This window comes from Mesorhizobium sp. M0816 (assembly GCF_040320005.1).
GTDB lineage: Bacteria > Pseudomonadota > Alphaproteobacteria > Rhizobiales > Rhizobiaceae > Mesorhizobium.
Map to the genome: position 1 here is coordinate 1 of NZ_JAMYOT010000018.1, position 21,895 is coordinate 21,895.

The following is a 21,895-nucleotide window of genomic DNA, read 5'->3' on the forward strand; positions in this document are numbered from 1 at the left end:
CCCCCGCCCCCCCCCGCGCGGCGCGCGCGCGGCGCGGCGGCCCCATCCACACGGCCGCCGCGGTGGCGGTGGGGGCGCCGGCCCTGGCCCCGCGATGCCATGGGCCGCCGGTCTGGGTCCATGGCGACGTTGCCTCGGGCAATCTGCTCGTCGAAGATGGCAAACTGTGCGCGGTCGTCGATTTCGGCAGCTCGGCTATCGGCGATCCTGCCTGTGACCTGGTGATCGCGTGGACGGAATTTTACGGCGAGAGCCGCCAGGCGTTCCGCGCCGCCATTGCCCTTGACGAGCACAGCTGGGCGCGCGCACGGGGCTGGGCGTTGTGGAAGGCGCTGATCGTCGCCTCGGGACATGACGGCAACCAGCGCGAGGCGGAAAAATCGTGGCGGGTCATCGATGAGGTGCTGGCGGATCACACAAACAGTCGAAGCGGGAAGGCTAATTCAGTCTGAACGCGTCCCGCTCTAGTAACGAAAGCATTACTGCCCGCCCCATCTCCTTCCTGAACGTATCGAAATCGACCTGCATGCCGTTGAAGATGGTGCTCCAATGGCGGGTCAGCGCTGAAACGGCGACCGCCTCCTGGATCTCCTCGTCGGTGGCGCCGGCGCGCTTGGCGTCCTGCGTGTCCGACCAGATACAGTAGTTGCACGGGATTTGCGCCGCCACCGCCAGCGAGATCAGCGACTTGACCTTCGGCGGCAGCGCCGTCTTGTCGCTGAGCTGGATGGCCTTGACCTCGGCCCATGCACCGGGCAGACCGGCTTTCGGGAACTGCTTTACGAAACCGGGCACCCCGCCCATGGTCGACTGGATGTCCTTGACGGTCGCGTCATACTCATCGGCATAAGAAGGAGCTGCAGCCAGCGTCAGCACACAGGTGGCGGCGAGCAGGCAGGCACGGCGGATGGAAGAGTGCTTTGATGAAAGAGTACGACAGACAGACATGACATTCTCCTCTGGCGTTTGTTAGCCTTACGATGTAAGGTACTGTCGAAAATTAGCCTTACAGTGTAAGTTGTCAAGCGGCACCATGGACACATCGATCAAAAAAAAGCGACCGCGCGGCCGGCTGTCTCGCGAGATGATCGAGGATGCGGCTTTGAAGGTTATCGAGAGCGAGGGCCTCGCCGGGTTTTCGATGCGCAAGCTGGCGGCAGAACTCGGCTGCGAAGCCATGAGCATCTATCACCACTTTCCTTCGGTGGCGCATCTCTTCGAAGCCTTGGTGGATCGGCTGATCGGCTCCCTCGAAATGCCCGACGCGGACCTCCCTTGGCGACAAAGGTTACGCATTGCCGTGCAGGATTTCCGCCGCGTCGCGCGTGAGCACCCGGCCTTTGCCACGTTCCTTGTAACCTACCGGATGAATTCGCCGACCTGTCTCACTTGGCTGAACGGCATCCTTGGCCTGTTCGAGTCCGGCGGCTTCGGACCGGAACTGGGTGCGCGGCTGTTCCGCACCACCGGCTATTATCTGATGGGTGCCATCCTCGACGAGACTGCCGGCTATGCAAAGGGGCCTTCGGCCGTGACCATCGTCAGCGACGAGCAACTGGCGCAGGATTTTCCAAAAGTAGCTGCGGCCGGGCGTTATTTCGGCACCGCCGAATTCGACCGGACGTTTGATCTCGGCCTTGAGATGCTCCTGGACGAAATGGAGCGCGCCCGCGACGGCACCAGCGCGCCGAATACCGGGTCTTGACCTCATGCGCTCTCTGTTCGCCCTGATACTGCTCATCGGTACCGGCATCGGCGTCGTCTATCCCTGGGCGATGACCAATTTCTCCGGCCGTGAGATCGGCATCTGGCGGGTTTACGACCAGGGCCGGTTCAAGCCGGTGACCGTGCCCCTGAGCGCACGCGACGGGCCGCTACGCGTGCTGGTCGACCTTACGGCGAGAGCCGAGCGCATCGTCTCGCAGCAGCGCACTGTGTTGACCCTCACTGCCGCCACCGGCGGCAGGACGGTGCTCGCCTCGACGCTGCAGTTCAATCACTCCGACAATCCGCGCCAGGTCAGCCCGCAACTGCCGGACAGGATCTTTCGCGACGAGGCCGGCCTGATCCCGACCGTTACCCCTGGTTCTTACATCTTCACCGTCGGTCCGGGCGACGCCGAAGGCATTCCGATGCGGGCCGTCGATCTCGTCCTGCGCTCGGGGGCCGGCGAGGTCGACCGCCGGGCGCGCCCGGTCGGTTTTTCCCTGATGGCGGCCGGCCTGGTGGGGCTGGTGCTGGCATTCCGTTTCGGCGGCCGCCGGCCGGAAAATCCGAACTCGCAGCCGCCACCGCCGCGCTGGGGCAGGGGCTCCAATTGAACTATCGCCACGCCTACCACGCCGGGAACTTCGCCGACGTCGTCAAGCATGTCGTGCTCAGCCGGCTGATCGAATATCTGAAGCAGAAGGACAAGGCGTTTCGGGTCATCGACACCCATGCCGGCATCGGCCGCTACGATCTGTCCTCGACCGAAGCGCAAAAGACCGGCGAATGGCAAGGCGGCATCGGCCGGCTGGTCGACGCCGCACTCGATGCGCCGGCGGCGGCACTGCTGGCGCCGTATCTTGAAGCCGTCCATTCGCTCAATCCGGAGGGCGGCGTGAAAAAATATCCGGGTTCGCCGCTGATCGCCCGGCACCTGATGCGCAAGCAGGACCGGCTGTCGGCAGTCGAACTGCACCCTAAGGATGCCGCCAGACTGAAGGCGCTGTTCGACGGCGACTTCCAGACCCGGGTGATCGAGCTCGACGGCTGGCTGGCCCTCGGCGCGCATCTGCCGCCAAAGGAAAAGCGCGGCCTCGTGCTCATCGATCCGCCTTTCGAGGAAGAGGGCGAGTTCGGTCGCTTGGTCGACGGGCTGCAAAAAGCCCATCGGCGCTGGCCAGGAGGGATTTACGCGCTGTGGTATCCGCTCAAGGACCGCAGGGCGGTCGCCGCCTTCCGCAAGGCGCTGAAGCAGACAGGCATTTCGAAGCTGCTCGACATCGGTTTTGAGATCAGGCCGGCCGCCGTCGAGCCGAGCCTCGACGGCTGCGGCATGGTGGTGGTCAATCCGCCCTTCACGCTGGAAGACGAGTTACGGACGCTGTTGCCGGCGCTGCACCGGCTGCTTGCTGTCGAGCAGCCGTCGCACTGGACGCTGGACTGGCTGGCGGGAGAGTAGTTTGAGGCGCGGCCCTGCCGTTCCGTCAGCGCAACCATCGTCACCACAACCACGGTCGCTACAACCGCTTGACCGCGCGTCAGCGAATCCGCACAGTGCGCGCAGTCGACCTTGAGAGGCTGCCATGACTCGCTTCGCCCAATCCGCCCTTGCCGCACTGCTCGCCTTTTGCACGCCGCTGGCCGCGCCTCTTGGCGTCACCCAGGCAGTCCAGGCGGCCGACCTTGCAATCTATACCGACGAGGATAGCGGCGTCTGCGGCGAGGCCTGGGTGCTGAACAAGATCACCGACCGCTTCTCCTACCAGGTGCATCACGTGCCGCATCTGCCGGATGTGCAGATCGTCGACTTCCAGCGCATCCATCAGCATCGCTATCTGCCGGCCGACGACACCTGGCCGATCGGCCGCCGTTATTGCGGCGCCACCGTCAGCCTCTCCGACGGCGGCGCTCGCACCATCTGGTACCTGATCGAGGAAGGCCAGGGTTTTGCCTCGATCGGCGACAATGTCGAATTCTGCGTCTCGGGCTTCGACCGCTGGATGGTCTACAACGGCCGCTGCCGCGTCCTGCGCTGATCGCGCACTCGCTGATTCCGATTTTTAGCACCGGCCACCTGATCGACCGTCACCGTTTCCATGCGGCGCAGCATTCGCGGGAAGCGCGATCTGCTGTCACGAGTTTGCGGGGAAACAGCACTACATGGATTCGTTTGTTTATACTGTTGCTCTCGGCGCGGTCGTTGCTGGCTTCGTCCAGGGGCTTTCCGGGTTCGCTTTCAGCCTGGTTGCCATGTCGATTTGGATTTGGACCGTGGAGCCCCAGCTTGCTGCCGCCATGGCGGTCTTTGGGGCGCTCACCGGCCAGATCATCGCCGCCGTCACCGTCCGCCGGGGCTTCGACCTCAGGCTTCTGCTGCCATTCCTGATCGGCGGGATCATCGGGATTCCGGTCGGTGTCGCCATCCTGCCCTTGCTGGATGTGCAATTGTTCAAGCTGGTCTTCGGAGCGCTGCTGGTCGTTTGGTGTCCCTTGATGCTCTTTGCCCGTCGCCTCCCTCCCATCACGGTCGGAGGTCCTGTTGCAGACGGCGCAATAGGTCTGGTCGGCGGCATCATGGGTGGACTTGGCGGCTTCACCGGCCCGGTTCCAACGCTGTGGTGCGTGCTGCGCCAATGGGAAAAGGACAGGCAGCGCATTGTCGTCCAAAATTTCAACCTGGTGACCCTCTCCATGACGATGGCTGCCTATCTTGCGGCCGGAAAGATCAGGCTCGAAATGCTGCCGATGTTTGCCATCGTTGCGCCGGCCATGTTGATACCGACGCTCCTTGGCGCGAGACTCTACGTCGGCGTTAGCGAGACGACTTTTCGAAAGATCGTCCTCACACTCTTGGCCGCATCAGGTGGGGCATTGTTGGTATCGTCCTTGCCGCACCTCATAAGCCGGGTTTGAACGACACACAGAAATCGCGACTTCCGCCGTGCCATGCGCTATCGACCGATGCGGCCTGCTCCCGATAGGTAGGCGCAGATCAGTTCGACGAGTTGCTTTTGCAGCTCCGGCGCGGCGAGCATGTTCCGGCGTGCCGCGTTGTGGATCACACCTTCGATCGCTGACGATAGCACGCGCGCCACGGTCTGCATGTCGGCGCCTTTCCTTGGCTTGCGATAAGTGGCGACAGCAGTCGCATAGTGATTGAGGTATTGTGCCTGGAACGAAGCATGGGCGGCCCTGGAGCCGCGATCGCCCGGCGCCTCGTCGAGCAGCACCTGATGTAGTGTCGGGTGAATGCTGTGCGCGGCGATCATGCCGCGCACCAGCTCCTGCGCGAATTTCCTGAGCGGCTTTTGGTCTTCCGCCGAATCGCGAATGACCGACAGCACATGATCGAAGTGACGGCGCCGGACGGCAGCGAGCAGGGAAAGCTTGTCGGGAAAATACTGGTAGAGCGTGCCGATGCTTACACCTGCTGTCTCGGCAACCTTGTTGGTGGTGAAGCCGGCCCACCCCAGCCCGCTCAGAACATGAGCCGCCGCCTCGATGATCGCCTCGACGGTTGCTCTGGAACGCGCCTGGCGCGGCTGTTTGCGCATGCGCGGATGCGGTTTTGCAATGCGAGTAGACACGTTCGCCCATTCTCCTGAAAATATAAACAACATACTCGCATTTCCGGAAAAGGACACCGACCATGAATGCGCTCGCTCTGCTTCGCAGCCTGTTTGCCTATCAGGCCTGGGCCAATGACGAACTGCTGGAAAAGCTCGCGAGTCTCGACCCGCATGTTCACGGCAAGGAACGGCAGGCCGTGATACGGCTCGTCGATCACAGCCATGTGGTGTCGCGGATATTCTCGGCGCACCTGGTTGACGCAAGCCATGGCTACTCCGCCGACACCACCGAGGACACGCCGGCGTTCGACGAACTTCGCGCCGCGGTCGCAGCGACCGATCGCTGGTATCTCGATTATCTCGAAACCGTTTCGTCGCGGCAGCTGTCCGAGCCCGTCGCATTCGTGTTCACCGACGGGGATAAGGCATTGATGTCGCGACAGGAAATGCTGACCCACGTCGTACTGCACGGCGGCTATCATCGCGGTGAAGCGGGGCGCATCCTGGCGCAGATTTCGGTCATGCCGCCATGGGATACCTTCGCCGTCCATCTCCACAGGGCCGAGCCTTCGCGCCGGCTGCAGATAGGCCGTGAGCCGCTCGGCGCCTGAACGGCCAAGCGCTTTCGATCACGGTCGGCTCGACCGGATCTATCGACGGATATCCTGTCCTTCAGAAATGCGAGCTGTCTGCTTACTTTCATCGCGTCGTGCAAGATAGTGCAGCGGCGTGCTCGTCGCGTTGCTTCCTACTTACCTGTAGTTTATCGTTTCGGACAAGACGAGGCGGGCGACCGCCTTCGCTCTTGACAATGTTCGCGCCGAGCGTCGGACGTTGAAGCGCAAAGCTGGTCGAACAGGTCATGAGCTTGACGAGAAGACCGGTCGAGATAGAGCGACCAGAATTTCTGTCGCAGAACTTCGCTGCGGGACACAAAGATTCGCAGCCGATTTTTGCGCGGGTAAAATGGTCGCGCGCTCGCCGTAACCAAAACTTAAGCTGCAAAAATCATTCTAATGCTTCGCTGGCTAGCAAGCCGCGAGTCAGATATGCAATGCGCGCCGGGTCAATAACGGCCGTCGGCACAACGGAAGGGGCATGATATGGCTAAGCAGTCATCCAAAGCGCCGGCATCCAAGGCACCGGCAAAGTCACCGGCAAAGAAAGCACCGGCAAAAGCAGCCGCGGCAAAGGCCGCAACTGCTGTGAAGAAAGCAGCACCCGCGGCCAAAGCGAAGGCCGCTGCGCCTAAGGCAAAAGCAGCGCCGGCCAAAAAGCCGGCCGCCAAGGCCGCGGCAAAACCAGCCGTGAAGAAAGCAGCACCGGCCAAGGCAAAAGCAGCACCGGCCAAGGCCAAGGCTGCACCGGCAAAGAAGGCGGCACCGGCCAAGAAGCCGGCTGCAAAGGCCGCGGCGAAGCCCGCTGCGAAGAAGGCAGCACCGGCAAAGGCCGCCGCTGCGAAATCTTCTGCAGCAGTGAAGAAAGCAGCGCCCGCGGCCAAGCCGAAGGCAGCGCCCGCAAAGGCGAAGGCCAAGAAGTAGTCGCGGTCCTGCTGTCGCAGGGGACAGTACTCAAGACAGCCAGGGCGGGATGCCGGACAGGCGCCTCGCTTCTTGGTTGACAGTCGGGCAGGACCAGAAAGAGGCGGGAGGAAGACGTCTTTTCGCAGCTCCCAGGACTTCGCCATGCGGCGAAGTCCGGTGGGATATTCGTGGCTGCCAAAACCAACCTTCGGTGCAAGGCCGAGTTGGTAGTTGCTCGGATCTGGATTGTCCGACCTGCTCGCGTCTGCCGCCGCACCTCCGGCTCATCGCATCCGAACGCGAGACTATGGCTGCACGCTGGCGGCGCGGTTTTCCGCCTCTGGCCGTTGATGAACCCTGCATGATCGGTCAACAGTGCCACGCACGAGCCCCTGTCGGAATCGATTTTCGGTAAGGGTCATGCGCGAAGTCACAATGCTACCGCGTCCTTTTGCGCGTCCAACAGGACGTATGGAGCTGTAGCCGACAAACAGGAATCGACAATGCCCAGACTGCTCTACGCGTCTACTTCCCCCTATAGTTCCAAGGTGCGCATGGCAGCACTTCATGCCCGCATTGCGGTCGATCTCGTGCCGATAAAGACCGAGGAAAGGCCGGCCGAACTGATCGGCGCCAATCCGCTCGGCAAGATCCCGGTGCTGGTGCTCGATGACGGCCGCTCGGTCCACGACAGCCGCGCCATCACCCAGCATCTCAACCGGATGTCGAAGAACGCATTGTTTCCGCGCAATCCCGACAAGCGCCTTGAGGCGGAGGTGCTGGAGGCATTGGCCGACGGCATCTGCGACTGCGCGCTGTCGATGGTCTATGAGCGGCGCACACGGCCGGAAGAGATGGTCTACCAGCCTTGGCTCGAGCGCCAGTGGACGAAGATTTCGGCCGCGCTCGATCTGCTCAACGCGAACCCGCCGAAGCTGCCGAAGAAAATCACCCTCGGCCAGATCGCACTGCGCGCCTGCCTCGGCTATCTCTCGCTGCGCTTCGCTGGAAAATGGGAAAAGGGCCGCGGCCGGCTGACGCGCTGGGCGGCACGCTTCGACGAGAAATTCCCGGAGCTGAAGCCCGCCATCCCGGCTTGAGGACAAGCGGTCTCAACCGATGCCAACAAAAAAAGCCGGGCGCGAGGCCCGGCTTTTTCGTGTCGTGGCTTGGACGACTTAGAACTTCATACCGACGCCGAAGGTGACGCGATTGTCGGTCGACTTGACCTTGCCGATACCGTCGAAGTCCTTCCTGCCGAAGTCCGTGTAACGATACTCGACACGGCCGAACACATTGTCGGTGATCTTGATGTCGGTACCGACGCCGGCTGTCCAGCCAAACTGGGTGTTGGTGTCGCTTACGCCGGCCGCTTCAATCTTCTGGTTCTTCAGCGCGCCACCGGCGGTGCCGTAGAGCAGGATGTCCGGGGTGACAGCGTAGCCGAGACGGGCACGCAGCGAGCCCTCGAAGCCACCCTTGGCCTCGATGCCGGCATCGTCGCCCTTGACGCCGTTGTAGCCGATATCGGCTTCGGCACCGTAGACGAAGTTCTCCTGCTGCCAGTTATAGCCGCCGAAGACACCGCCGACAAAACCCTTGGTGTCGACGTCGACGCCAATGTCTTTGGCTTTGGCGTGGCCAGCAAAGCCGTAGCCGACGCTCACACCGGCATAGGGACCAGCCCAGGATGCGACCGGAAGTTCTGCGATCGGGGCAGGTGCCGGCGGCTCTTCCTGAACCACGTCCGCGGCATAGGCGGTTCCGCCGAGGGCGAACAGCCCAAACGCCACCGCGAGCGGTCGCGCAAATTTAAGATTGGCTTGCATTGTTCTTTACTCCTTAAGCCACAGGACACAGGCTTGTTTTTTCATGAGCGCCCTCAACCCGTCCGGGGGGTGAAACGGATCCGGCGTTCAACGGTTCCAAATGTCGTGTCGAAATGCGGCTGAAGCGAACCTGAACTTGGGTCATTACCTGGCACGAATGAGGCAGAACCTTGACGTTGCATCTTCGCAACAGCGAATGTCAGCAGGTTCGCCGTGCTGCACTGCACACGGCTTGGTGTAAGGGCTCCAGCGCCCTATATTGCGGGCGGGCTGGCCCGAATTCCGGTCGAGCCAAAACGCCCACCGGCCACTTTGCCACAATCCTGCCCCAGGTGGAAATGGGATTTAACGCTTGGCGGGCCATAATTTGCCGGCGCGATCCCGGCAGGTCGGAATCGGCATCGGATTAAGGATTGACAGATGAGCAAGGTCGCCGCGACGGCACTGGTGACGGGCGGGGCGAAGCGGATCGGCAGGGCGATCGTCGAAGATCTTGCCGCGCATGGTTTTGCCGTCGCCATTCATTGCAATCGCTCGCTGGCCGAGGCGGAGGAACTGGCGGCCCAGATCACCAGTGGTCATTTTGGTCGACATGGCCGGGCCGCAGTGATTGCTGCCGACCTGACCGAGATGGACGCCGTCGGCGACCTGGTCGGTCGCGCGGCGGCGGCGCTCGGGCCGGTGTCGCTGCTGGTCAACAACGCCTCGCTGTTCGAGCACGACAGCGTTGAGGATTTCGACTGGCCGGCCTGGGATCGCCATTTCGCCATGCATGTCAAGGCGCCGGCGCTGTTGGCGCAGACTTTCGCCCGGGCCTTGCCGCAGAACAGTGAGGGGCTGATCGTCAACATGATCGATCAGCGCGTCTGGCGACCGACGCCGCGTTATTTTTCCTATGCGCTGTCGAAGTCGACCTTGTGGGCGGCGACCGAGATGATGGCGCAGGCGCTGGGTCCCCGCATCCGTGTCAACGCCATTGGTCCTGGCCCGACCTTGAAGAACACGCGCCAGCACGACAGCGATTTCGATGCCCAGATTGCCGGGCTGATCCTGAAACGCGGCCCGGAATTGCCGGAATTCGGTGCCACTATCCGTTATCTCTGGGCGGCACGCTCGGTCACCGGCCAGATGATCGCGCTTGACGGCGGCCAGCATCTTGCATGGCAGACGCCCGATGTGACAGGCATGACGGAATGAGCCCCATGGACCAGAAACAAAAAACGCGCGGTGGCGCCGACGACCTGCCGCCCGAAATCGACCTCGAGGACGAGGCGGCCGAGGAAGTCGTCGAGCCTGCAGCCAGCGGTCCGGACGTTACCTTCACCGCCATCGACTGGACCCCGCATGCCGGCGACGCCGACGGCATGGTCGGCGCCGAGGTGATCCAGACGCTGGTAAAGCGGCTGCCCAATGCGCCCGGCGTCTACCGCATGATGAATGCCGCCGGCGACGTGCTCTATGTCGGCAAGGCACGCAGCCTGAAGAAGCGGGTCACCAGCTACGCGCAAGGCCGGTTCCACACCAGCCGCATCGGCCGCATGGTGCGCGAGACGTCGACCATGGAGTTCGTCGTCACCCGTACCGAGATCGAAGCGCTGCTGCTTGAAGCCAACCTCATCAAGCGCTTGCGGCCACGCTTCAACGTGCTGATGCGCGACGACAAGTCGTTCCCCTATATCCTATTGACCGGCGATCATGTCTCGCCCGGTATTTACAAGCACCGCGGCGCGCGCTCGCGCAAGGGCGATTATTTCGGCCCCTTCGCCTCGGCCGGCGCAGTTGGCCGTACCATCAACTCGCTGCAGCGCGCCTTCCTGCTCAGGAGCTGCACCGACTCCTTCTACGAGAACCGCACCCGGCCTTGCCTTTTGTTCCAGATCAAGCGCTGCGCCGGCCCGTGCACCGGCGAAATCTCGCACGGCGACTATGCAAGGCTTGTCGCCGAGGCGAAGGATTTTCTCTCCGGCCGCAGCCAGAAGGTGAAGACGGAGATCTCCGCCGCCATGCAGCAGGCTTCGGAGAACCTCGATTTCGAACGCGCCGCCATCTATCGCGATCGGCTGGCGGCGCTGTCGCATGTGCAGAGCCATCAAGGCATCAATCCGCAGACCGTCGACGAGGCCGATGTCTTCGCCATCCATCAGGAGGGCGGCCAGGTCTGCATCCAGGTGTTCTTCTTCCGCACCGGCCAGAACTGGGGCAACCGCGCCTATTTTCCCAAGGCCGATCCGGCGCTCGAAGCCGGCGAGGTGCTGGGATCGTTCCTGGCGCAGTTCTACGACGACAAGCCGACGCCGCGCACCATCCTGTTGTCGCATGGCGTCGAGGAGCAGGACTTGCTGGCGGAGGCCCTCTCCACCCGCGCCGGCCGCAAGGTGTCGATCTCCGTGCCGCAGCGCGGCGAGAAGAAGGACCTGACCGACAACGCGCGGCAGAACGCGCGCGAGGCGCTCGGCCGGCGGCTCGCCGAAACCTCGACCCAGGCGCGGCTGCTCACTGGCTTTGCCGAGACCTTCGGCGTGGAAAAACCGCCGGTGCGCATCGAGGTCTATGACAACTCGCACATCATGGGCACCAACGCCGTCGGCGCCATGGTCGTCGCCGGGCCGGAAGGTTTTGTGAAGAACCAGTATCGAAAGTTCAACATCCGCTCGACCGAGATCACGCCGGGCGACGATTTCGGCATGATGCGCGAGGTGATGCAGCGGCGCTTTTCGCGGCTGTTGAAGGAACATGGCGATGCCCCGCAAACCGAGGGCGCGGACGAGGCGGGCCCTACCGGACCGGGCGACGATATCGAGGACGCCGGCGGCTTCCCGGCCTGGCCCGACGTCATCCTCATCGACGGCGGCCAAGGGCAGATGACGGCGGTGCGCAAGATCCTCGCCGATCTCGGCATCGAGGACCGCGTCGTGGCCATCGGCATCGCCAAGGGTCAGGACCGTGATGCAGGCCGCGAACGCTTCTTCGTCAAGGGCAAGGCCCCATTCTCGCTGCCCGTACGCGATCCGGTGCTCTATTTCGTCCAGCGGCTGCGCGACGAGGTCCATCGTTTCGCCATCGGTTCGCACCGCGCCCGCCGCAAGAAGGAGATGGTCAAGAGCCCGCTCGACGAGATCAGCGGCATCGGCCCCGGCCGCAAGCGCGCGCTGCTGATGCATTTCGGTACGGCCAAGGCGGTCAGCCGCGCCGCCGTCGAGGACCTGGTCAAGGTCGACGGCATTTCCGAGCAGGTGGCGAAATTGGTCTACAATCATTTTCACGAGAGCTAAGCCCCTATTGCCGATATTTCGGCTGGCTAATCGATTCTGGCCTGTTGACCCCCCACATTCGCTTCTGATTTGACTAAGCAGGCAGAAAGAGTTCCCAAAACATGGCTCAGCGCGCGTTCAACCTGCCCAACATGCTCACTTATGCCCGCATCCTGGCGGTGCCGCTGGTGGTGCTGTGCTTCTTCCTGGAAGGGCATCTGAAATCGAGCGACTTCGCGCGCTGGTCGGCGCTCATCATTTTCCTGCTCGCCTCGATCACCGATTACTTCGACGGCTATCTGGCGCGCGCCTGGCAGCAGACCTCCAACATCGGCAAGATGCTCGACCCGATCGCCGACAAGCTGCTGGTCGCCACTTGCCTGCTGCTGCTTGCCGCCGACACCGACCGCCATGCCGGCATCGCCGGCTGGTCGCTATGGGCGGCGATCATCATCCTGTGCCGCGAGATCCTGGTCTCGGGCCTGCGCGAATATCTGGCGGCCTTGAAGGTTTCGGTGCCGGTGACGCAGCTCGCCAAATGGAAGACCACCATCCAGATGATCGCCATCGCCTTCCTGCTGGCAGGTCCCGCCGGCGACAAGATCTTCCCGCTGACCACCCAGACCGGGCTGGTGCTGCTGTGGATCGCAGCCCTGGTGACGCTCTACACCGGCTACGACTATTTCCGCGCCGGCCTCAAGCACATCATGGACGAGTAACATGTCGACGAAGCTCATCTATTTCGCCTGGGTGCGCGAGCGGATCGGCAGACCGGAGGAGGACGTCGACCTGCCGGCCGGCATCGAAACGGTCGCCGACCTGTTGCGCTGGCTGAAATCGCGCGGCGAGGAGTACGAGAACGCGCTGCAATATCCTGACGTGATCCGCGTCGCCATCAACCAGGAACATGTCGAGCACCGCGAGAAGATCGCCGGCGCGCGCGAGATCGCGCTGTTCCCGCCGATGACCGGTGGCTGAACCATGTCCGCGGTGGTGCCGGTCGTGCGCATCCAGGCGGAGGATTTCGACGTCGCCGCCGAGATCGCCAGGCTGACCAGGGGTCGCAACGATATCGGCGCTGTGGTGACCTTCTCCGGCCTTTGCCGCGACGAGCAAGGCAGGCTCTCGGCGCTCGAGCTCGAACATTATCCCGGCATGGCGGAAGCCGAGATATCCCGCATCGCCGGCGAGGCAATCGAGCGCTGGCCGCTGCAGGGGCTCACCGTCATCCATCGCCACGGCAAGATCGCGCCGGGCGAAAACATCGTGCTGGTGGTGGCCGCTTCCGCCCACCGGCAAGCGGCGTTCGAGGCCGCGAATTTCCTGATGGACTATTTGAAATCACGCGCGCCGTTCTGGAAAAAGGAACACCATAGCGACGGTTCCGAAGGCGGCTGGGTCGACGCCAAGGAGGCCGACGACAAGGCGGCGGGCCGCTGGAAGCAGCCGCCGTCCAAATAAATCCCTGCGACAGCCATCCCATACCCTGCCGGCCATTCATTGACCGCAATCCTGCGAGACCCTTGGCCGGAAGGGGAGCAGGATCATGCTGGACAGGATTGCCGAGTTCTTCATCTTCGGGCTCGTGCCGCTGGCCGTCGGCATCCTGGCCGTTCCGGATCATTCCGCCGCTGCCGAAAAGACCCTCAAGGGCGAGGTGATGTATCGCGAGCGCATCGCGCTGCCGCCCAATGCCGTGCTTTCCGTGCAGCTTGCCGACGTGTCGCTGGCCGACGCGCCGGCCGCAATCATCGGTGAGCGCAAGGTGGTGCCGGCCGGCCAGGTGCCGATCAAGTTCGAGATCAGCTTCGATCCGCAGGTGATCCGGCCTGATATGACCTACGCGCTGCAGGCGCGCATCACTGTCGACGACCGGCTGCTGTTCGTCACAGATGCGCGCCACCAGGTCGACCCGCTCAGCGACGCGCCACAGACCATCATGCTGAAAATGGCGGCGCCGAGCGATGCGCCGGCGGCAGCTTCGGTGTTCGGCCAAAGCTGGCTGGTCGAATATATCGACGGTGTCGGCGTGATTGCCGAGCCGCGGGCGACATTCCGGATCAGCGAAGCCGGCAAGGCCGGCGGCAGCGGCCCTTGCAACGTCTATTTCGCCACCGCCAGGATAAACGGCTCGACGATCGCCATCAGCGACATCGGCTCGACCTTCAAGGCCTGCGCGCCCGAGACCATGGCCGAGGAAAAGGCGCTGTTCGAGGCGCTGGCCAAGGCAGCGTCGTACCATATCGATGCCGGCAAACTTGTTATCGCCGACAAGGACGGCCGCGACATTCTGCGCTTCAACGCCGCGAGCTAGCGCATCACCCAAGCCGATTACTCTCTGCGGCAGCTGCATGCCGATCACGTTGTGTTTCAGCGGGAATAGGCCGGGCAGGGGGCGCGTTAGTTCTTCATAAATGGCGGGTAAGGCAAAAGGGACGTTTGTCCCTTCGTTGAAGCCGCCAGAATGGCTGCGGCTCGTTCTGGCCTTAACTCAAAGGAGTCCAGACATGAAAACGCACACGCTTATCCTTGCCGCCACCGGTGCATCGCTCCTTGCCTTTACCGGCCTTGCCAAGGCGGACGACCATCTCGTCAATGCTCTTGACCACGGTCTCAAAGCGGACAGCCAACCGTTCCAGACCAACAAGGCCGGCCATAGCGGCGATCTCGCACCGGGGCAGGGCAGCCCGTTTTCAGGTGAAGAGACCAAGACCCCGTCCACCGACACGGAAGCGGCGAACGAACATGCGAACGTGAAGGAACGCGAGGCGAAATAGACTGGCAGAACCCGCCGCTAGGGGGCGGCGGGCGACATGTATCGGGCGACGATGCCGCATCTCATGCGATATTTCTCAATTCGTCGCGAGTTTGAATACCGCGCCATAGTGATAGGGCGGCACATCAACCAGCTCGGCGAGCTTGAACCCGCTCGCTTCCACCGACGCGGTGGTCTGTTCGGGTGACAGCCTCAGCTCGGTCTTTGGCCCGCGCGGCTCGCCCAGGACCGTGGTCTGCTCGCGCGGATACTGGTGCCAGTTGACGATGGCAAAACGACCGGCAGGGCCAAGCGTCGCGCGCACGGCGCGGGCAAGCCGCGGCCGATCCGGAACGCCGTGGAAAGCGTTGGCGATAAAAACGAAGTCGACGGTTTGAGGCACCAGCCTGGCAAGTTCATAGGCGTCGCCCGCCAAAAACTCGCAATTGCCCGCGCCTCCTTCGGCCAGCCGCCGCCTGGCGACGTCGAGCAGATCGGCATCGATGTCGATGGCGATCACATGACGGGCGACCCTGGCGATTGGCAACGTGAACCAGCCGTCGCCGCAGCAGAGATCGACCACGTCCATGCCGGGCTTCATTCCCACCGCCGTCAACACCCCGGCAGGGTCGGGCCACAACGCTTCCCACCAGCCGCCGGTCGGCATTTCGGTGCCTTGGAAGAAACCGGGAATGGTGCTGGTCATGGCCTGGTCGGCTCCATTGTCGGGATCGCGTTTGATCCGCCCCTCCGAGCTTAACGCACCCGTGACCCGTCGAGGAGCCTGAAGCTGAAAATGTCCGCCACTGCATGTCGCGCAAAAGTGTGCAGCGGTTTTGCGATAACGACATGCATCAAGACAAGAAACCTAAAGCGCGTCGCAGGAGGCCGGTCGAACGCGACGCGCTTCAGCAAAAAAGGCCGGCGTTGCGCCGGCCTCTTTGATGGGGTTCGGGATGCCGGCTCAGCCGACGATCTCGGTGTCCGAGAACCAGTATTTGATCTCCTGCGCGGCGGTTTCCGGCGCATCGGAACCATGCACGGAATTCTCGCCGATCGACAGCGCGTGCAGCTTGCGAATGGTGCCTTCGGCGGCGCTTGCCGGATTGGTGGCGCCCATCACTTCGCGGTTCTTGGCAATGGCGTTCTCGCCTTCCAGTACCTGCACGACTGTCGGGCCCGACGACATGGATTCGACCAGCTCGCCGAAGAACGGACGCTCCTTGTGGACGGCATAGAAACCTTCCGCCTCGCGGCGGCTCATCCACACCCGGCGCGAAGCGACGACGCGCAGGCCGGCATCTTCCAGTATCTTGGTGATAGCGCCGGTGAGATTGCGACGGGTCGCGTCCGGCTTGATCATGGAAAAGGTGCGTTCGAGCGCCATGGGATCGTCCTTGTGATGGAGAGTGGAATTGAGGGTGGCGGGCTCTATACAAGTCGCCCGCCGCCTTGCCAAGGGGAGGCCGGCGCGGCGCGCATTTCTGCGCTGGGGCGGCGGACTTTCAAGTCGAACCATGCCGCCGCTCATCTTTTTGTTGAGCATCGGATTTTCCAAAAACCGGTACTCACTTTGGATCCGACCGACTGGCCGCCCTATAGCGCGTCGTCGTCAGCCTGACCCAACGTCGTCATAACTGCATCTCGATCGTCAGGTTGGCCGTGTCGCCAGCCCCGAGGCCTTCGCGGACCCGCACCGCGGTCTTGATCGGCAAGAGCAGGCTGCCGGATTTCTTGTCGGGAAACAGCGATGTCCGCCATCTGGTCTGGCCGATGACGGCTTCCACGCCGAGCGAGCCCCAGGGCCGTGCCAGCCCCGTCATCGCCGTCTTGATCCATGCTCCAGGCTCCGGCGGCAGCGTCACGAAATGCCAGCCGCCCTTGCCCGGATAGACCCAGATCTCGGCCTGCACGTCGCAGCGAAACATTCAATGCCCTTCCTCAGATCAAGGCCGTCACGACTGGCATTGCCATGGTGTCTTGCTGGCGATGCTGACGATCGGCGAAACCATCCCTGACGTCCACAGCCCTGCAGGGAGGAGTCATTCTTCCCCGCAAAGAGGATGGCAGCGCCGCCGTTGCACTACCGCCTTATCACGATCGAAGCGCGCCGGACCTCCCAGCCTTCCCGTTCCAGTTCCGGCACGCTGTGTTCCTCCGAGGGATAGCCGACGCAGAAATAGCCGATCAGCGTCCACTCCGCCGGCACGTCCATGATCGTCGCCACCTCGGCCGGATCGAGGATCGAGACCCAGCCCATGCCTATTCCTTCGGCGCGCGCCGCCAGCCACATCGTGTGGACCGCCATGACAGCGGAATAGTCTATGGTGGCTGGCATGGTCAGGCGGCCGAGCCCATGCCCTTGCTCGGTTGCGCGGTCGGCGAAAACCGCAAGCTGGCAGGGCGCCTCATTCAGGCCGGCAAGCTTCAGGCGCGAATACAGGGCGGCGCGTTCACCGCAAAAGCTTTGGAGTGCCTCCGCGTTGCAGCGCTCGAAGCAGGCCCTGACGGCGGCGCGGCATGCTTCGCTCTCGGCGACGACGAAGCGCCAGGGCTGGCTCAGCCCGACGGACGGTGCGGCGCTGGCAAGCTCGAGCAGCCGCTCCAGCGCTCCATCGGGGAGCGGCGTCGGCTTGAATCGCCTGACGTCGCGCCGCCACAGGAAGAGGTTGGCGAGCGCAGCGCGAAAATCGGCCGGGAAATCTGGGTTTGCGATCATGGCGCGCTGCCTTTGTTGTGATTGCCCGGTTCGCCGGATGTTCGTCTTGTTTGCTTCGATCCAGGCGCTGATGAGGCGCTTCAAGCGACACTTCGTCTACCCGCATTGTCGCATTTCGCCGGCTGGCAACTTGCAGCTAAGGCCGGACGACGTCCCTGCCGGTAACGCCGTTGGACCTCGATCGGCAAAACAAAACCCGCCTCGGCAGGCCGGGCGGGCGTCGGTGCGAATCATCACCATATCGAGATTAGTAGCATAGCTGCCGGCACAAAGCAAGAACAAAATGTGCCGCCGCCGATGAAAACTGCCGATTTCAACTCTCAAGGCGGGAGATCGCCGCCGCCGCGACCGTGCGGCCGAGGCCGCCATGCAGATCGAGGCATCGTTCGAACCATTGCGCCACGACATCGGTGTCGTCGAGCAGCCGGTAGGGCGTGGCGATGCGCGCCCATTGCAGCGCGCCGAAGACGATGTAGTCGGCAAACAGCGGCGACCGGCCTCCGATGAAGGGCTGATAGCCAAGCATCGAGCGCAGCGGCTCCAGCGAGGCGCGGAAGCTGGCGAGCCCGGCGTCGCGGGTGGCGTAAACCGCCTCCAGGCGCTTGCCGAAGCGCTGTTCGCGGTTCTGCCGGAAATAGGCGGCGTTTGCCTCGTCCTGCATGGGCATGCAGGTCCAGTATCGCCGCGGTGGTGACGTAGGGATGGATGGTCAGCTGCGACCAGCGTTCGATGAAGCGCGCCGTCGCCTTACCGCCGTCGCCGGAAAACAATGTCGGCCGCTCGCGATAGGCCTCCTCGAGATAGAGCGCGATAGCGAAGGAATCGGCGACCACCGTCTCGCCGTCGCGGATCACCGGAACGAGCTTCGAGACGCCGCCTTCCACCTTCGGCACTTCGAGGAAACGGGTCGGCACGCTGGTGATGTCGAGCCCTTTGTGAGCCAGCGCCATCGCCGCCTTCCAGCAATGTGGGCTGAATGGGCGGGCGGCATCGCGGCCGACAAGGTCATAGAGCAGAATGGTCATTGGCGGCAGCGTCCTTGCAGTCTAACTATGGCCGAAACGGACCCGCGCAGGGGGTCTCGCAGGTCGAGAGAAAATGAAACAGCATTTCAGGATGTTTGCGGCCTACAATCAATGGGCCAACGGCCGCATCTACGATTCCGCCGCCGATCTCGATGAGGAAGAGTTCGACCGCAATATCGGCGTCTTCTTCGGTTCGATGATGGGAACGCTCAACCACCTCCTGGCAGCCGACCGTATCTGGACGAAACGCTTCACCGGCGAGGGCGACGCGCCGGCAAGGCTCGACACGATCCTGCACCGCGCCTTGCCAGGCTTGCGGCTGGCGCGCGAGGCCGAGGACAAACGGATCATCGACTGGGTCGACGGCCTGAGCGACAAGGCGCTGTCGGGCCGCTTCTCCTACATGACCGTCTCGGATATGCGCACCGTCTCGCAGCGGCTGGCGCCGGCGCTCGACCACTTCTTCAACCACCAGACCCACCACCGCGGCCAGGCGCATGCGATCCTGACCATTCTGGGCAAGCCAAGCCTCGGACTGGACCTGACGATGTTCCAGCGCAGCGAGGAGGGCAGGGCTTTCGCCTGAACCTGGGGCGGCTGGTGAAGCGGACGGTGGATAGAGGACGATCTGCCGAGATTGCAAAACGCGCCAAAACATTTTATGGAGCGCACGGTCGTGAGGGCGGCCGCTTCAGCAGCATTCAGCAGCAACAGCGAGAATTGGCACGCATGCCCAATGAACCCTTGCGCCTTGTGGCGTTCTTCGCCGTGGTCCTGGCGCTTCTCAACTCCGGTTATTATTTCCACCAGGGCGACATTGTCGCGACCATCTATTTCATGATCGGCGCCATTCTTGTGACCGCGGTCACCCGGATGAGCATCAGAAGGCAGCTGATTTAGGATCCGCCGGGCCAGCACTGATGACCGGAATCCGGCCGGCCATGATGACGAAGAGTCTTGTCAGGCGGCGTAGCCGCCGAGGCCCCGGGCGACCGGCTTGACCGAGACTGCCGGCTGGGCGGCCGGCCAGAGGATGCCTGCCGTCACGGCGAAGGTGATCAGGGCGTCGCGTGCCGCTTCGGCCGAGATATCGCCGGCACGTGCCGCCTCGCAGGCCTTTACCGCGGCGCCATAGCTCAGCCGGCGGCGCGAAGGCGGGAACTCGGTCAGGAATTCGTGCATCTCGGAGAACGAAGCGATCGTACGCTTGTAGCCGGCGCCAACAGTTAGGGCGACCGGGGTGGAAAACGTCCTGTCGTGCATTCTGGCCTCTCGAATGGGCGGAGGTCACGGCGGACGCCGTTCTCCGGTCTGGGGGTCGGGCAGAAACGCGGATCACGGCGCGAGGTTCCATGTTGCCGGGATTGTTTTTTCGCCGGCTCTGGGAGCGGTCGCCGGGCGAGCAGCGCCGACGTCGAGGCGGGTGCCTATTTCCACATGCCGCGCATGCGGGCGCCGAGGTCGACACGCACCTGCGGCTGGCGGCGCGGATCGTCTCTGGCCTGGACGCTGGACCATGCCACCTGCTCGAAGGCGCCGAGGATAGAGCGCGGGATGAAGCGCGTGCGCGAGGCATAGACATGGCGGTCGCCGCGCGCCGCCTGGCCGTGGACGAAAAAGCGATGCGGCATGACCAGGTGCAGGCTGTCCTTGGCCCGCGTCATCGCCACGTAGAGCAGCCGCCGCTCCTCGTCGACGTCCTCCTTGCTGCCGACGCCGAGATCGATCGGGATGCAGCCGTCGACGGTGTTGAGCACGAAGACGTTCTTCCACTCCTGCCCCTTGGCCGAATGGATCGTCGACAGGATCAGATAATCCTCGTCGCGGTGCGGCGGGCCGGCCTCGTCGCTGGTCGCGTCCGGCGGATCGAGTGTCAGCTCGGTGAGGAAGCGCTCGCGCGACGCATAGCCGGAAGCGATCTGCTCGAGCTGCAGGAGATCGGCCCGGCGCGTCGTTGCATCCTCGTGGATACGTTCCAGATGCGGCTCGTACCAGAGCCTGACCTGTTCGATGTCGGCCGGCCATTTTTGCGCGCCGGCGCGCAGGCCGCTATAGAGCGCGACAAAGCCCGGCCAGTCGTCGGCGGCACGCTGCGGCGGCCGATAGCGGGCAAGCCCCATCGTCTCGTCAAGCGAATTTGCCATGGTCTCGACGATCGCATTGGCGGCCGAAGGGCCGATGCCCGGCAGAAGTTGCAGCACGCGAAAGCCGGCGACGCGGTCGCGCGGGTTTTCGGCAAAGCGCAGTACGGCCAGCAAGTCCTTGACGTGAGCTGCATCGAGAAATTTCAGCCCGCCGAACTTGACGAAGGGGATGTTGCGGCGCGTCAGCTCGATCTCCAGCGGGCCGCTATGGTGGGAGGCGCGAAACAGCACCGCCTGTGCTTTGAGAACGGTGCCGGCCTCGCGTTCGGTGAGTATCGCCTGGCAGACATAGCTCGCCTGCTCGGTCTCGTCGCGCACGCTGACCAGCTTCGGCTTTTCCGCAGATTTGCGCTCGGTCCAGAGATTTTTGGTGAAACGTTCCGACGCTTCGCCGATTACCGCATTGGCGGCTGCCAGGATGGTCTCGGTCGAGCGGTAATTGCGCTCCAACATGACGACTTCCGCCGGCTGCGCGAACTGCTTGGGAAAATCCAGGATATTGCGCACTTCCGCGGCGCGGAACGAATAGATCGACTGCGCGTCGTCGCCGACCACCGTCAGCCCAGATCCGTCGGGCTTGAGCGCCGTCAGGATCGATGCCTGCAGCCGGTTGGTGTCCTGGTATTCATCGACCAGCACATGGTCGAAACGCGCACCCAGATGCGCGGCGATTTCCGGCTCGCCGGCCATCTGCGCCCAGTAGAGCAGCAGGTCGTCGTAGTCGAGCACGTTCTGCGCCTGCTTGGCCTCGACATATCGGGCGAACAATTGTTTCAGCTGTTCGGCCCAGCCGGCGCACCACGGAAACACCGAACCCAGCACCTCGCCGAGCGGCGCCTGTGCGTTGACGGCGCGCGAATAGATCGCAAGGCAGGTGCCCTTGGTCGGGAAGCGGGCTTCGGTCTTCGAAAACCCAAGCTCGTGGCGGGCGAGGTTCATCAGGTCGGCGGAATCCTCGCGATCGTGGATGGTGAAGGCCGGATCGAGACCGATCTCCAGCGCATAATCGCGCAGCAGCCTGGCGCCGATGCCGTGGAACGTACCGGCCCAGCTCAGCGCATCGGTAATCACCGAGGCATCGCGCCCCAGCACCTCGCCGGCGATGCGCTCGACCCGCTTGGCCATTTCCGCTGCGGCACGGCGCGAAAATGTCATCAAAAGGATGCGGCGCGGGTCGGCACCCCTGACGATCAGATGCGCGACCCGGTGCGCCAGCGTGTTGGTCTTGCCGGAGCCGGCGCCGGCAATGACCAGCAACGGTCCGGCGATCTTGCCGTCGCCATGTTCGACGGCAAGCCGCTGCTCGGCGTTGAGCTTCGCCAGATAGGCCGGCTGGAAGGACGAATCACGGGCGGCGAGGTTCATCGCCCATC

At 63.4% G+C, this 21,895-nt stretch carries 27 protein-coding genes and 1 pseudogene; 18 read left to right on the forward strand and 10 right to left on the reverse strand.

Features of this window, described 5'->3' with window-relative positions; all coding sequences use genetic code 11:
• Nucleotides 1–452: phosphotransferase (locus NKI17_RS24475; RefSeq protein WP_352906917.1), on the forward strand; the 452-nt coding region annotated here is incomplete at its 5' end.
• Here the strand turns inward: NKI17_RS24475 and NKI17_RS24480 are convergent.
• Nucleotides 439–948 (reverse strand): carboxymuconolactone decarboxylase family protein, encoded by a 510-nt coding sequence (locus NKI17_RS24480; protein ID WP_352569689.1) that lies wholly within the window; start codon nt 946–948, stop codon nt 439–441. The two genes, NKI17_RS24475 and NKI17_RS24480, sit on opposite strands and share 14 nt — an antisense overlap.
• Before the next feature lie 85 nt (nt 949–1,033).
• On the opposite strand from NKI17_RS24480, the gene NKI17_RS24485 reads away from it, so the two are divergent.
• The 5 genes from NKI17_RS24485 (at nt 1,034) to NKI17_RS24505 (ending at nt 4,620) form a co-directional block, all read left to right on the forward strand.
• On the forward strand, nt 1,034–1,705 hold the full coding sequence (locus NKI17_RS24485; protein WP_352569690.1) for a TetR/AcrR family transcriptional regulator: 672 nt from the start codon (nt 1,034–1,036) through the stop codon (nt 1,703–1,705).
• Nucleotides 1,706–1,709: 4 nt separating this feature from the next.
• Nucleotides 1,710–2,321: a hypothetical protein gene (locus NKI17_RS24490; protein ID WP_352569691.1), complete on the forward strand. Its 612-nt coding sequence runs from the start codon at nt 1,710–1,712 to the stop codon at nt 2,319–2,321.
• The gene (locus NKI17_RS24495; RefSeq protein ID WP_352569692.1) at nt 2,318–3,166 is read left to right on the forward strand and encodes a 23S rRNA (adenine(2030)-N(6))-methyltransferase RlmJ; all 849 of its coding nucleotides are present in this window, start codon (nt 2,318–2,320) and stop codon (nt 3,164–3,166) included. Before NKI17_RS24490 ends, NKI17_RS24495 begins: the two co-directional genes overlap by 4 nt.
• A 124-nt stretch (nt 3,167–3,290) precedes the next feature.
• A complete protein-coding gene (locus NKI17_RS24500) occupies nt 3,291–3,743 on the forward strand; it encodes a hypothetical protein (RefSeq protein WP_023677684.1) in 453 nt (150 codons plus the stop codon).
• 124 nt (nt 3,744–3,867) lie between these two features.
• Nucleotides 3,868–4,620 (forward strand): sulfite exporter TauE/SafE family protein, encoded by a 753-nt coding sequence (locus NKI17_RS24505; RefSeq protein WP_352906918.1) that lies wholly within the window; start codon nt 3,868–3,870, stop codon nt 4,618–4,620.
• 38 nt (nt 4,621–4,658) lie between these two features.
• On the opposite strand, the gene NKI17_RS24510 is transcribed toward NKI17_RS24505, so the two are convergent.
• A complete protein-coding gene (locus NKI17_RS24510; RefSeq protein WP_502894595.1) occupies nt 4,659–5,294 on the reverse strand; it encodes a TetR/AcrR family transcriptional regulator in 636 nt (211 codons plus the stop codon).
• Nucleotides 5,295–5,356: 62 nt separating this feature from the next.
• Between NKI17_RS24510 and NKI17_RS24515 the strand changes: the two genes are divergently transcribed.
• The 3 genes from NKI17_RS24515 to NKI17_RS24525 all read left to right on the forward strand — a co-directional run bounded on the left by NKI17_RS24515 (nt 5,357) and on the right by NKI17_RS24525 (nt 7,899).
• Complete coding sequence (locus tag NKI17_RS24515) at nt 5,357–5,887, forward strand: DinB family protein (protein WP_352569694.1); 531 nt, start codon at nt 5,357–5,359, stop codon at nt 5,885–5,887.
• 492 nt (nt 5,888–6,379) lie between these two features.
• Nucleotides 6,380–6,817: a hypothetical protein gene (locus NKI17_RS24520; RefSeq protein ID WP_084641221.1), complete on the forward strand. Its 438-nt coding sequence runs from the start codon at nt 6,380–6,382 to the stop codon at nt 6,815–6,817.
• A gap of 485 nt (nt 6,818–7,302) precedes the next feature.
• Nucleotides 7,303–7,899 carry a glutathione S-transferase family protein gene (locus NKI17_RS24525; protein WP_352569696.1) on the forward strand — a complete coding sequence of 199 codons (597 nt, stop codon included), beginning with the start codon at nt 7,303–7,305 and terminating at the stop codon, nt 7,897–7,899.
• A gap of 78 nt (nt 7,900–7,977) precedes the next feature.
• Here NKI17_RS24525 and NKI17_RS24530 read toward each other — a convergent pair whose 3' ends face one another.
• Nucleotides 7,978–8,628 carry an outer membrane protein gene (locus NKI17_RS24530; protein WP_292662341.1) on the reverse strand — a complete coding sequence of 217 codons (651 nt, stop codon included), beginning with the start codon at nt 8,626–8,628 and terminating at the stop codon, nt 7,978–7,980.
• A gap of 420 nt (nt 8,629–9,048) precedes the next feature.
• Between NKI17_RS24530 and NKI17_RS24535 the strand changes: the two genes are divergently transcribed.
• The 7 genes from NKI17_RS24535 (at nt 9,049) to NKI17_RS24565 (ending at nt 14,656) form a co-directional block, all read left to right on the forward strand.
• On the forward strand, nt 9,049–9,825 hold the full coding sequence (locus NKI17_RS24535; protein WP_352594394.1) for an SDR family oxidoreductase: 777 nt from the start codon (nt 9,049–9,051) through the stop codon (nt 9,823–9,825).
• Nucleotides 9,822–11,900, forward strand: a complete 2,079-nt coding sequence (gene uvrC, locus NKI17_RS24540) for an excinuclease ABC subunit UvrC (RefSeq protein ID WP_352906919.1) — start codon at nt 9,822–9,824, stop codon at nt 11,898–11,900. Before NKI17_RS24535 ends, uvrC begins: the two co-directional genes overlap by 4 nt.
• Nucleotides 11,901–12,001: 101 nt before the next feature.
• Nucleotides 12,002–12,598 carry a CDP-diacylglycerol--glycerol-3-phosphate 3-phosphatidyltransferase gene (pgsA, locus tag NKI17_RS24545; protein WP_352481786.1) on the forward strand — a complete coding sequence of 199 codons (597 nt, stop codon included), beginning with the start codon at nt 12,002–12,004 and terminating at the stop codon, nt 12,596–12,598.
• 1 nt (nt 12,599) lies between these two features.
• Entirely contained in the window at nt 12,600–12,857 is a 258-nt protein-coding gene (gene moaD, locus NKI17_RS24550) for a molybdopterin converting factor subunit 1 (RefSeq protein ID WP_352636513.1), read from the forward strand.
• 3 nt (nt 12,858–12,860) lie between these two features.
• Complete coding sequence (locus NKI17_RS24555; RefSeq protein ID WP_352906920.1) at nt 12,861–13,340, forward strand: molybdenum cofactor biosynthesis protein MoaE; 480 nt, start codon at nt 12,861–12,863, stop codon at nt 13,338–13,340.
• A gap of 85 nt (nt 13,341–13,425) precedes the next feature.
• Nucleotides 13,426–14,193: a YbaY family lipoprotein gene (locus tag NKI17_RS24560; protein ID WP_352906921.1), complete on the forward strand. Its 768-nt coding sequence runs from the start codon at nt 13,426–13,428 to the stop codon at nt 14,191–14,193.
• Nucleotides 14,194–14,386: 193 nt separating this feature from the next.
• The gene (locus tag NKI17_RS24565) at nt 14,387–14,656 is read left to right on the forward strand and encodes a hypothetical protein (protein ID WP_023677671.1); all 270 of its coding nucleotides are present in this window, start codon (nt 14,387–14,389) and stop codon (nt 14,654–14,656) included.
• A 75-nt stretch (nt 14,657–14,731) separates the two neighbouring features.
• On the opposite strand, the gene NKI17_RS24570 is transcribed toward NKI17_RS24565, so the two are convergent.
• From NKI17_RS24570 to NKI17_RS24590, 5 genes and pseudogenes are all read right to left on the reverse strand, one after another.
• Nucleotides 14,732–15,340 (reverse strand): class I SAM-dependent methyltransferase, encoded by a 609-nt coding sequence (locus NKI17_RS24570; protein ID WP_352906922.1) that lies wholly within the window; start codon nt 15,338–15,340, stop codon nt 14,732–14,734.
• A 258-nt stretch (nt 15,341–15,598) separates the two neighbouring features.
• On the reverse strand, nt 15,599–16,021 hold the full coding sequence (gene ndk, locus NKI17_RS24575; protein WP_023677669.1) for a nucleoside-diphosphate kinase: 423 nt from the start codon (nt 16,019–16,021) through the stop codon (nt 15,599–15,601).
• A 244-nt stretch (nt 16,022–16,265) separates the two neighbouring features.
• Nucleotides 16,266–16,562 carry a DUF1905 domain-containing protein gene (locus tag NKI17_RS24580; RefSeq protein ID WP_023677668.1) on the reverse strand — a complete coding sequence of 99 codons (297 nt, stop codon included), beginning with the start codon at nt 16,560–16,562 and terminating at the stop codon, nt 16,266–16,268.
• A 155-nt stretch (nt 16,563–16,717) separates the two neighbouring features.
• A complete protein-coding gene (bluB, locus tag NKI17_RS24585) occupies nt 16,718–17,353 on the reverse strand; it encodes a 5,6-dimethylbenzimidazole synthase (protein ID WP_352622375.1) in 636 nt (211 codons plus the stop codon).
• 313 nt (nt 17,354–17,666) lie between these two features.
• Nucleotides 17,667–18,378, reverse strand: a pseudogene (locus tag NKI17_RS24590) (glutathione S-transferase family protein).
• A gap of 73 nt (nt 18,379–18,451) precedes the next feature.
• On the opposite strand from NKI17_RS24590, the gene NKI17_RS24595 reads away from it, so the two are divergent.
• Together NKI17_RS24595 and NKI17_RS24600 are read left to right on the forward strand one after the other, a co-directional pair.
• Entirely contained in the window at nt 18,452–18,964 is a 513-nt protein-coding gene (locus tag NKI17_RS24595; RefSeq protein WP_352906923.1) for a DinB family protein, read from the forward strand.
• 14 nt (nt 18,965–18,978) lie between these two features.
• Nucleotides 18,979–19,278: a hypothetical protein gene (locus tag NKI17_RS24600; RefSeq protein WP_156937369.1), complete on the forward strand. Its 300-nt coding sequence runs from the start codon at nt 18,979–18,981 to the stop codon at nt 19,276–19,278.
• Nucleotides 19,279–19,338: 60 nt separating this feature from the next.
• Here the strand turns inward: NKI17_RS24600 and NKI17_RS24605 are convergent, their stop codons facing one another.
• Together NKI17_RS24605 and NKI17_RS24610 are read right to left on the reverse strand one after the other, a co-directional pair.
• A complete protein-coding gene (locus tag NKI17_RS24605; protein WP_023677662.1) occupies nt 19,339–19,641 on the reverse strand; it encodes a DUF982 domain-containing protein in 303 nt (100 codons plus the stop codon).
• Nucleotides 19,642–19,805: 164 nt separating this feature from the next.
• Entirely contained in the window at nt 19,806–21,887 is a 2,082-nt protein-coding gene (locus tag NKI17_RS24610; RefSeq protein ID WP_352636521.1) for an ATP-dependent helicase, read from the reverse strand.
• Between the last annotated feature and the right edge of the window lie 8 nt (nt 21,888–21,895).

What these genes read in the sequence shown, in the direction of transcription:
- NKI17_RS24490 (WP_352569691.1), top strand. Translation starts at nt 1,710, where the DNA reads ATGCGCTCTCTGTTCGCCCTGATACTGCTCATCGGTACCGGCATCGGC.
- NKI17_RS24515 (WP_352569694.1), top strand. Translation starts at nt 5,357, where the DNA reads ATGAATGCGCTCGCTCTGCTTCGCAGCCTGTTTGCCTATCAGGCCTGG.
- NKI17_RS24560 (WP_352906921.1), top strand. Translation starts at nt 13,426, where the DNA reads ATGCTGGACAGGATTGCCGAGTTCTTCATCTTCGGGCTCGTGCCGCTG.
- bluB (WP_352622375.1), bottom strand. Translation starts at nt 17,353, where the DNA reads ATGATCGCAAACCCAGATTTCCCGGCCGATTTTCGCGCTGCGCTCGCC.
- NKI17_RS24485 (WP_352569690.1), top strand. Translation starts at nt 1,034, where the DNA reads ATGGACACATCGATCAAAAAAAAGCGACCGCGCGGCCGGCTGTCTCGC.
- NKI17_RS24605 (WP_023677662.1), bottom strand. Translation starts at nt 19,641, where the DNA reads ATGCACGACAGGACGTTTTCCACCCCGGTCGCCCTAACTGTTGGCGCC.
- NKI17_RS24520 (WP_084641221.1), top strand. Translation starts at nt 6,380, where the DNA reads ATGGCTAAGCAGTCATCCAAAGCGCCGGCATCCAAGGCACCGGCAAAG.
- uvrC (WP_352906919.1), top strand. Translation starts at nt 9,822, where the DNA reads ATGAGCCCCATGGACCAGAAACAAAAAACGCGCGGTGGCGCCGACGAC.
- NKI17_RS24565 (WP_023677671.1), top strand. Translation starts at nt 14,387, where the DNA reads ATGAAAACGCACACGCTTATCCTTGCCGCCACCGGTGCATCGCTCCTT.
- NKI17_RS24580 (WP_023677668.1), bottom strand. Translation starts at nt 16,562, where the DNA reads ATGTTTCGCTGCGACGTGCAGGCCGAGATCTGGGTCTATCCGGGCAAG.
- NKI17_RS24570 (WP_352906922.1), bottom strand. Translation starts at nt 15,340, where the DNA reads ATGACCAGCACCATTCCCGGTTTCTTCCAAGGCACCGAAATGCCGACC.
- moaD (WP_352636513.1), top strand. Translation starts at nt 12,600, where the DNA reads ATGTCGACGAAGCTCATCTATTTCGCCTGGGTGCGCGAGCGGATCGGC.
- NKI17_RS24525 (WP_352569696.1), top strand. Translation starts at nt 7,303, where the DNA reads ATGCCCAGACTGCTCTACGCGTCTACTTCCCCCTATAGTTCCAAGGTG.
- NKI17_RS24555 (WP_352906920.1), top strand. Translation starts at nt 12,861, where the DNA reads ATGTCCGCGGTGGTGCCGGTCGTGCGCATCCAGGCGGAGGATTTCGAC.
- NKI17_RS24530 (WP_292662341.1), bottom strand. Translation starts at nt 8,628, where the DNA reads ATGCAAGCCAATCTTAAATTTGCGCGACCGCTCGCGGTGGCGTTTGGG.
- NKI17_RS24535 (WP_352594394.1), top strand. Translation starts at nt 9,049, where the DNA reads ATGAGCAAGGTCGCCGCGACGGCACTGGTGACGGGCGGGGCGAAGCGG.
- NKI17_RS24595 (WP_352906923.1), top strand. Translation starts at nt 18,452, where the DNA reads ATGAAACAGCATTTCAGGATGTTTGCGGCCTACAATCAATGGGCCAAC.
- NKI17_RS24505 (WP_352906918.1), top strand. Translation starts at nt 3,868, where the DNA reads ATGGATTCGTTTGTTTATACTGTTGCTCTCGGCGCGGTCGTTGCTGGC.
- NKI17_RS24500 (WP_023677684.1), top strand. Translation starts at nt 3,291, where the DNA reads ATGACTCGCTTCGCCCAATCCGCCCTTGCCGCACTGCTCGCCTTTTGC.
- NKI17_RS24610 (WP_352636521.1), bottom strand. Translation starts at nt 21,887, where the DNA reads ATGAACCTCGCCGCCCGTGATTCGTCCTTCCAGCCGGCCTATCTGGCG.
- ndk (WP_023677669.1), bottom strand. Translation starts at nt 16,021, where the DNA reads ATGGCGCTCGAACGCACCTTTTCCATGATCAAGCCGGACGCGACCCGT.
- NKI17_RS24480 (WP_352569689.1), bottom strand. Translation starts at nt 948, where the DNA reads ATGTCTGTCTGTCGTACTCTTTCATCAAAGCACTCTTCCATCCGCCGT.
- pgsA (WP_352481786.1), top strand. Translation starts at nt 12,002, where the DNA reads ATGGCTCAGCGCGCGTTCAACCTGCCCAACATGCTCACTTATGCCCGC.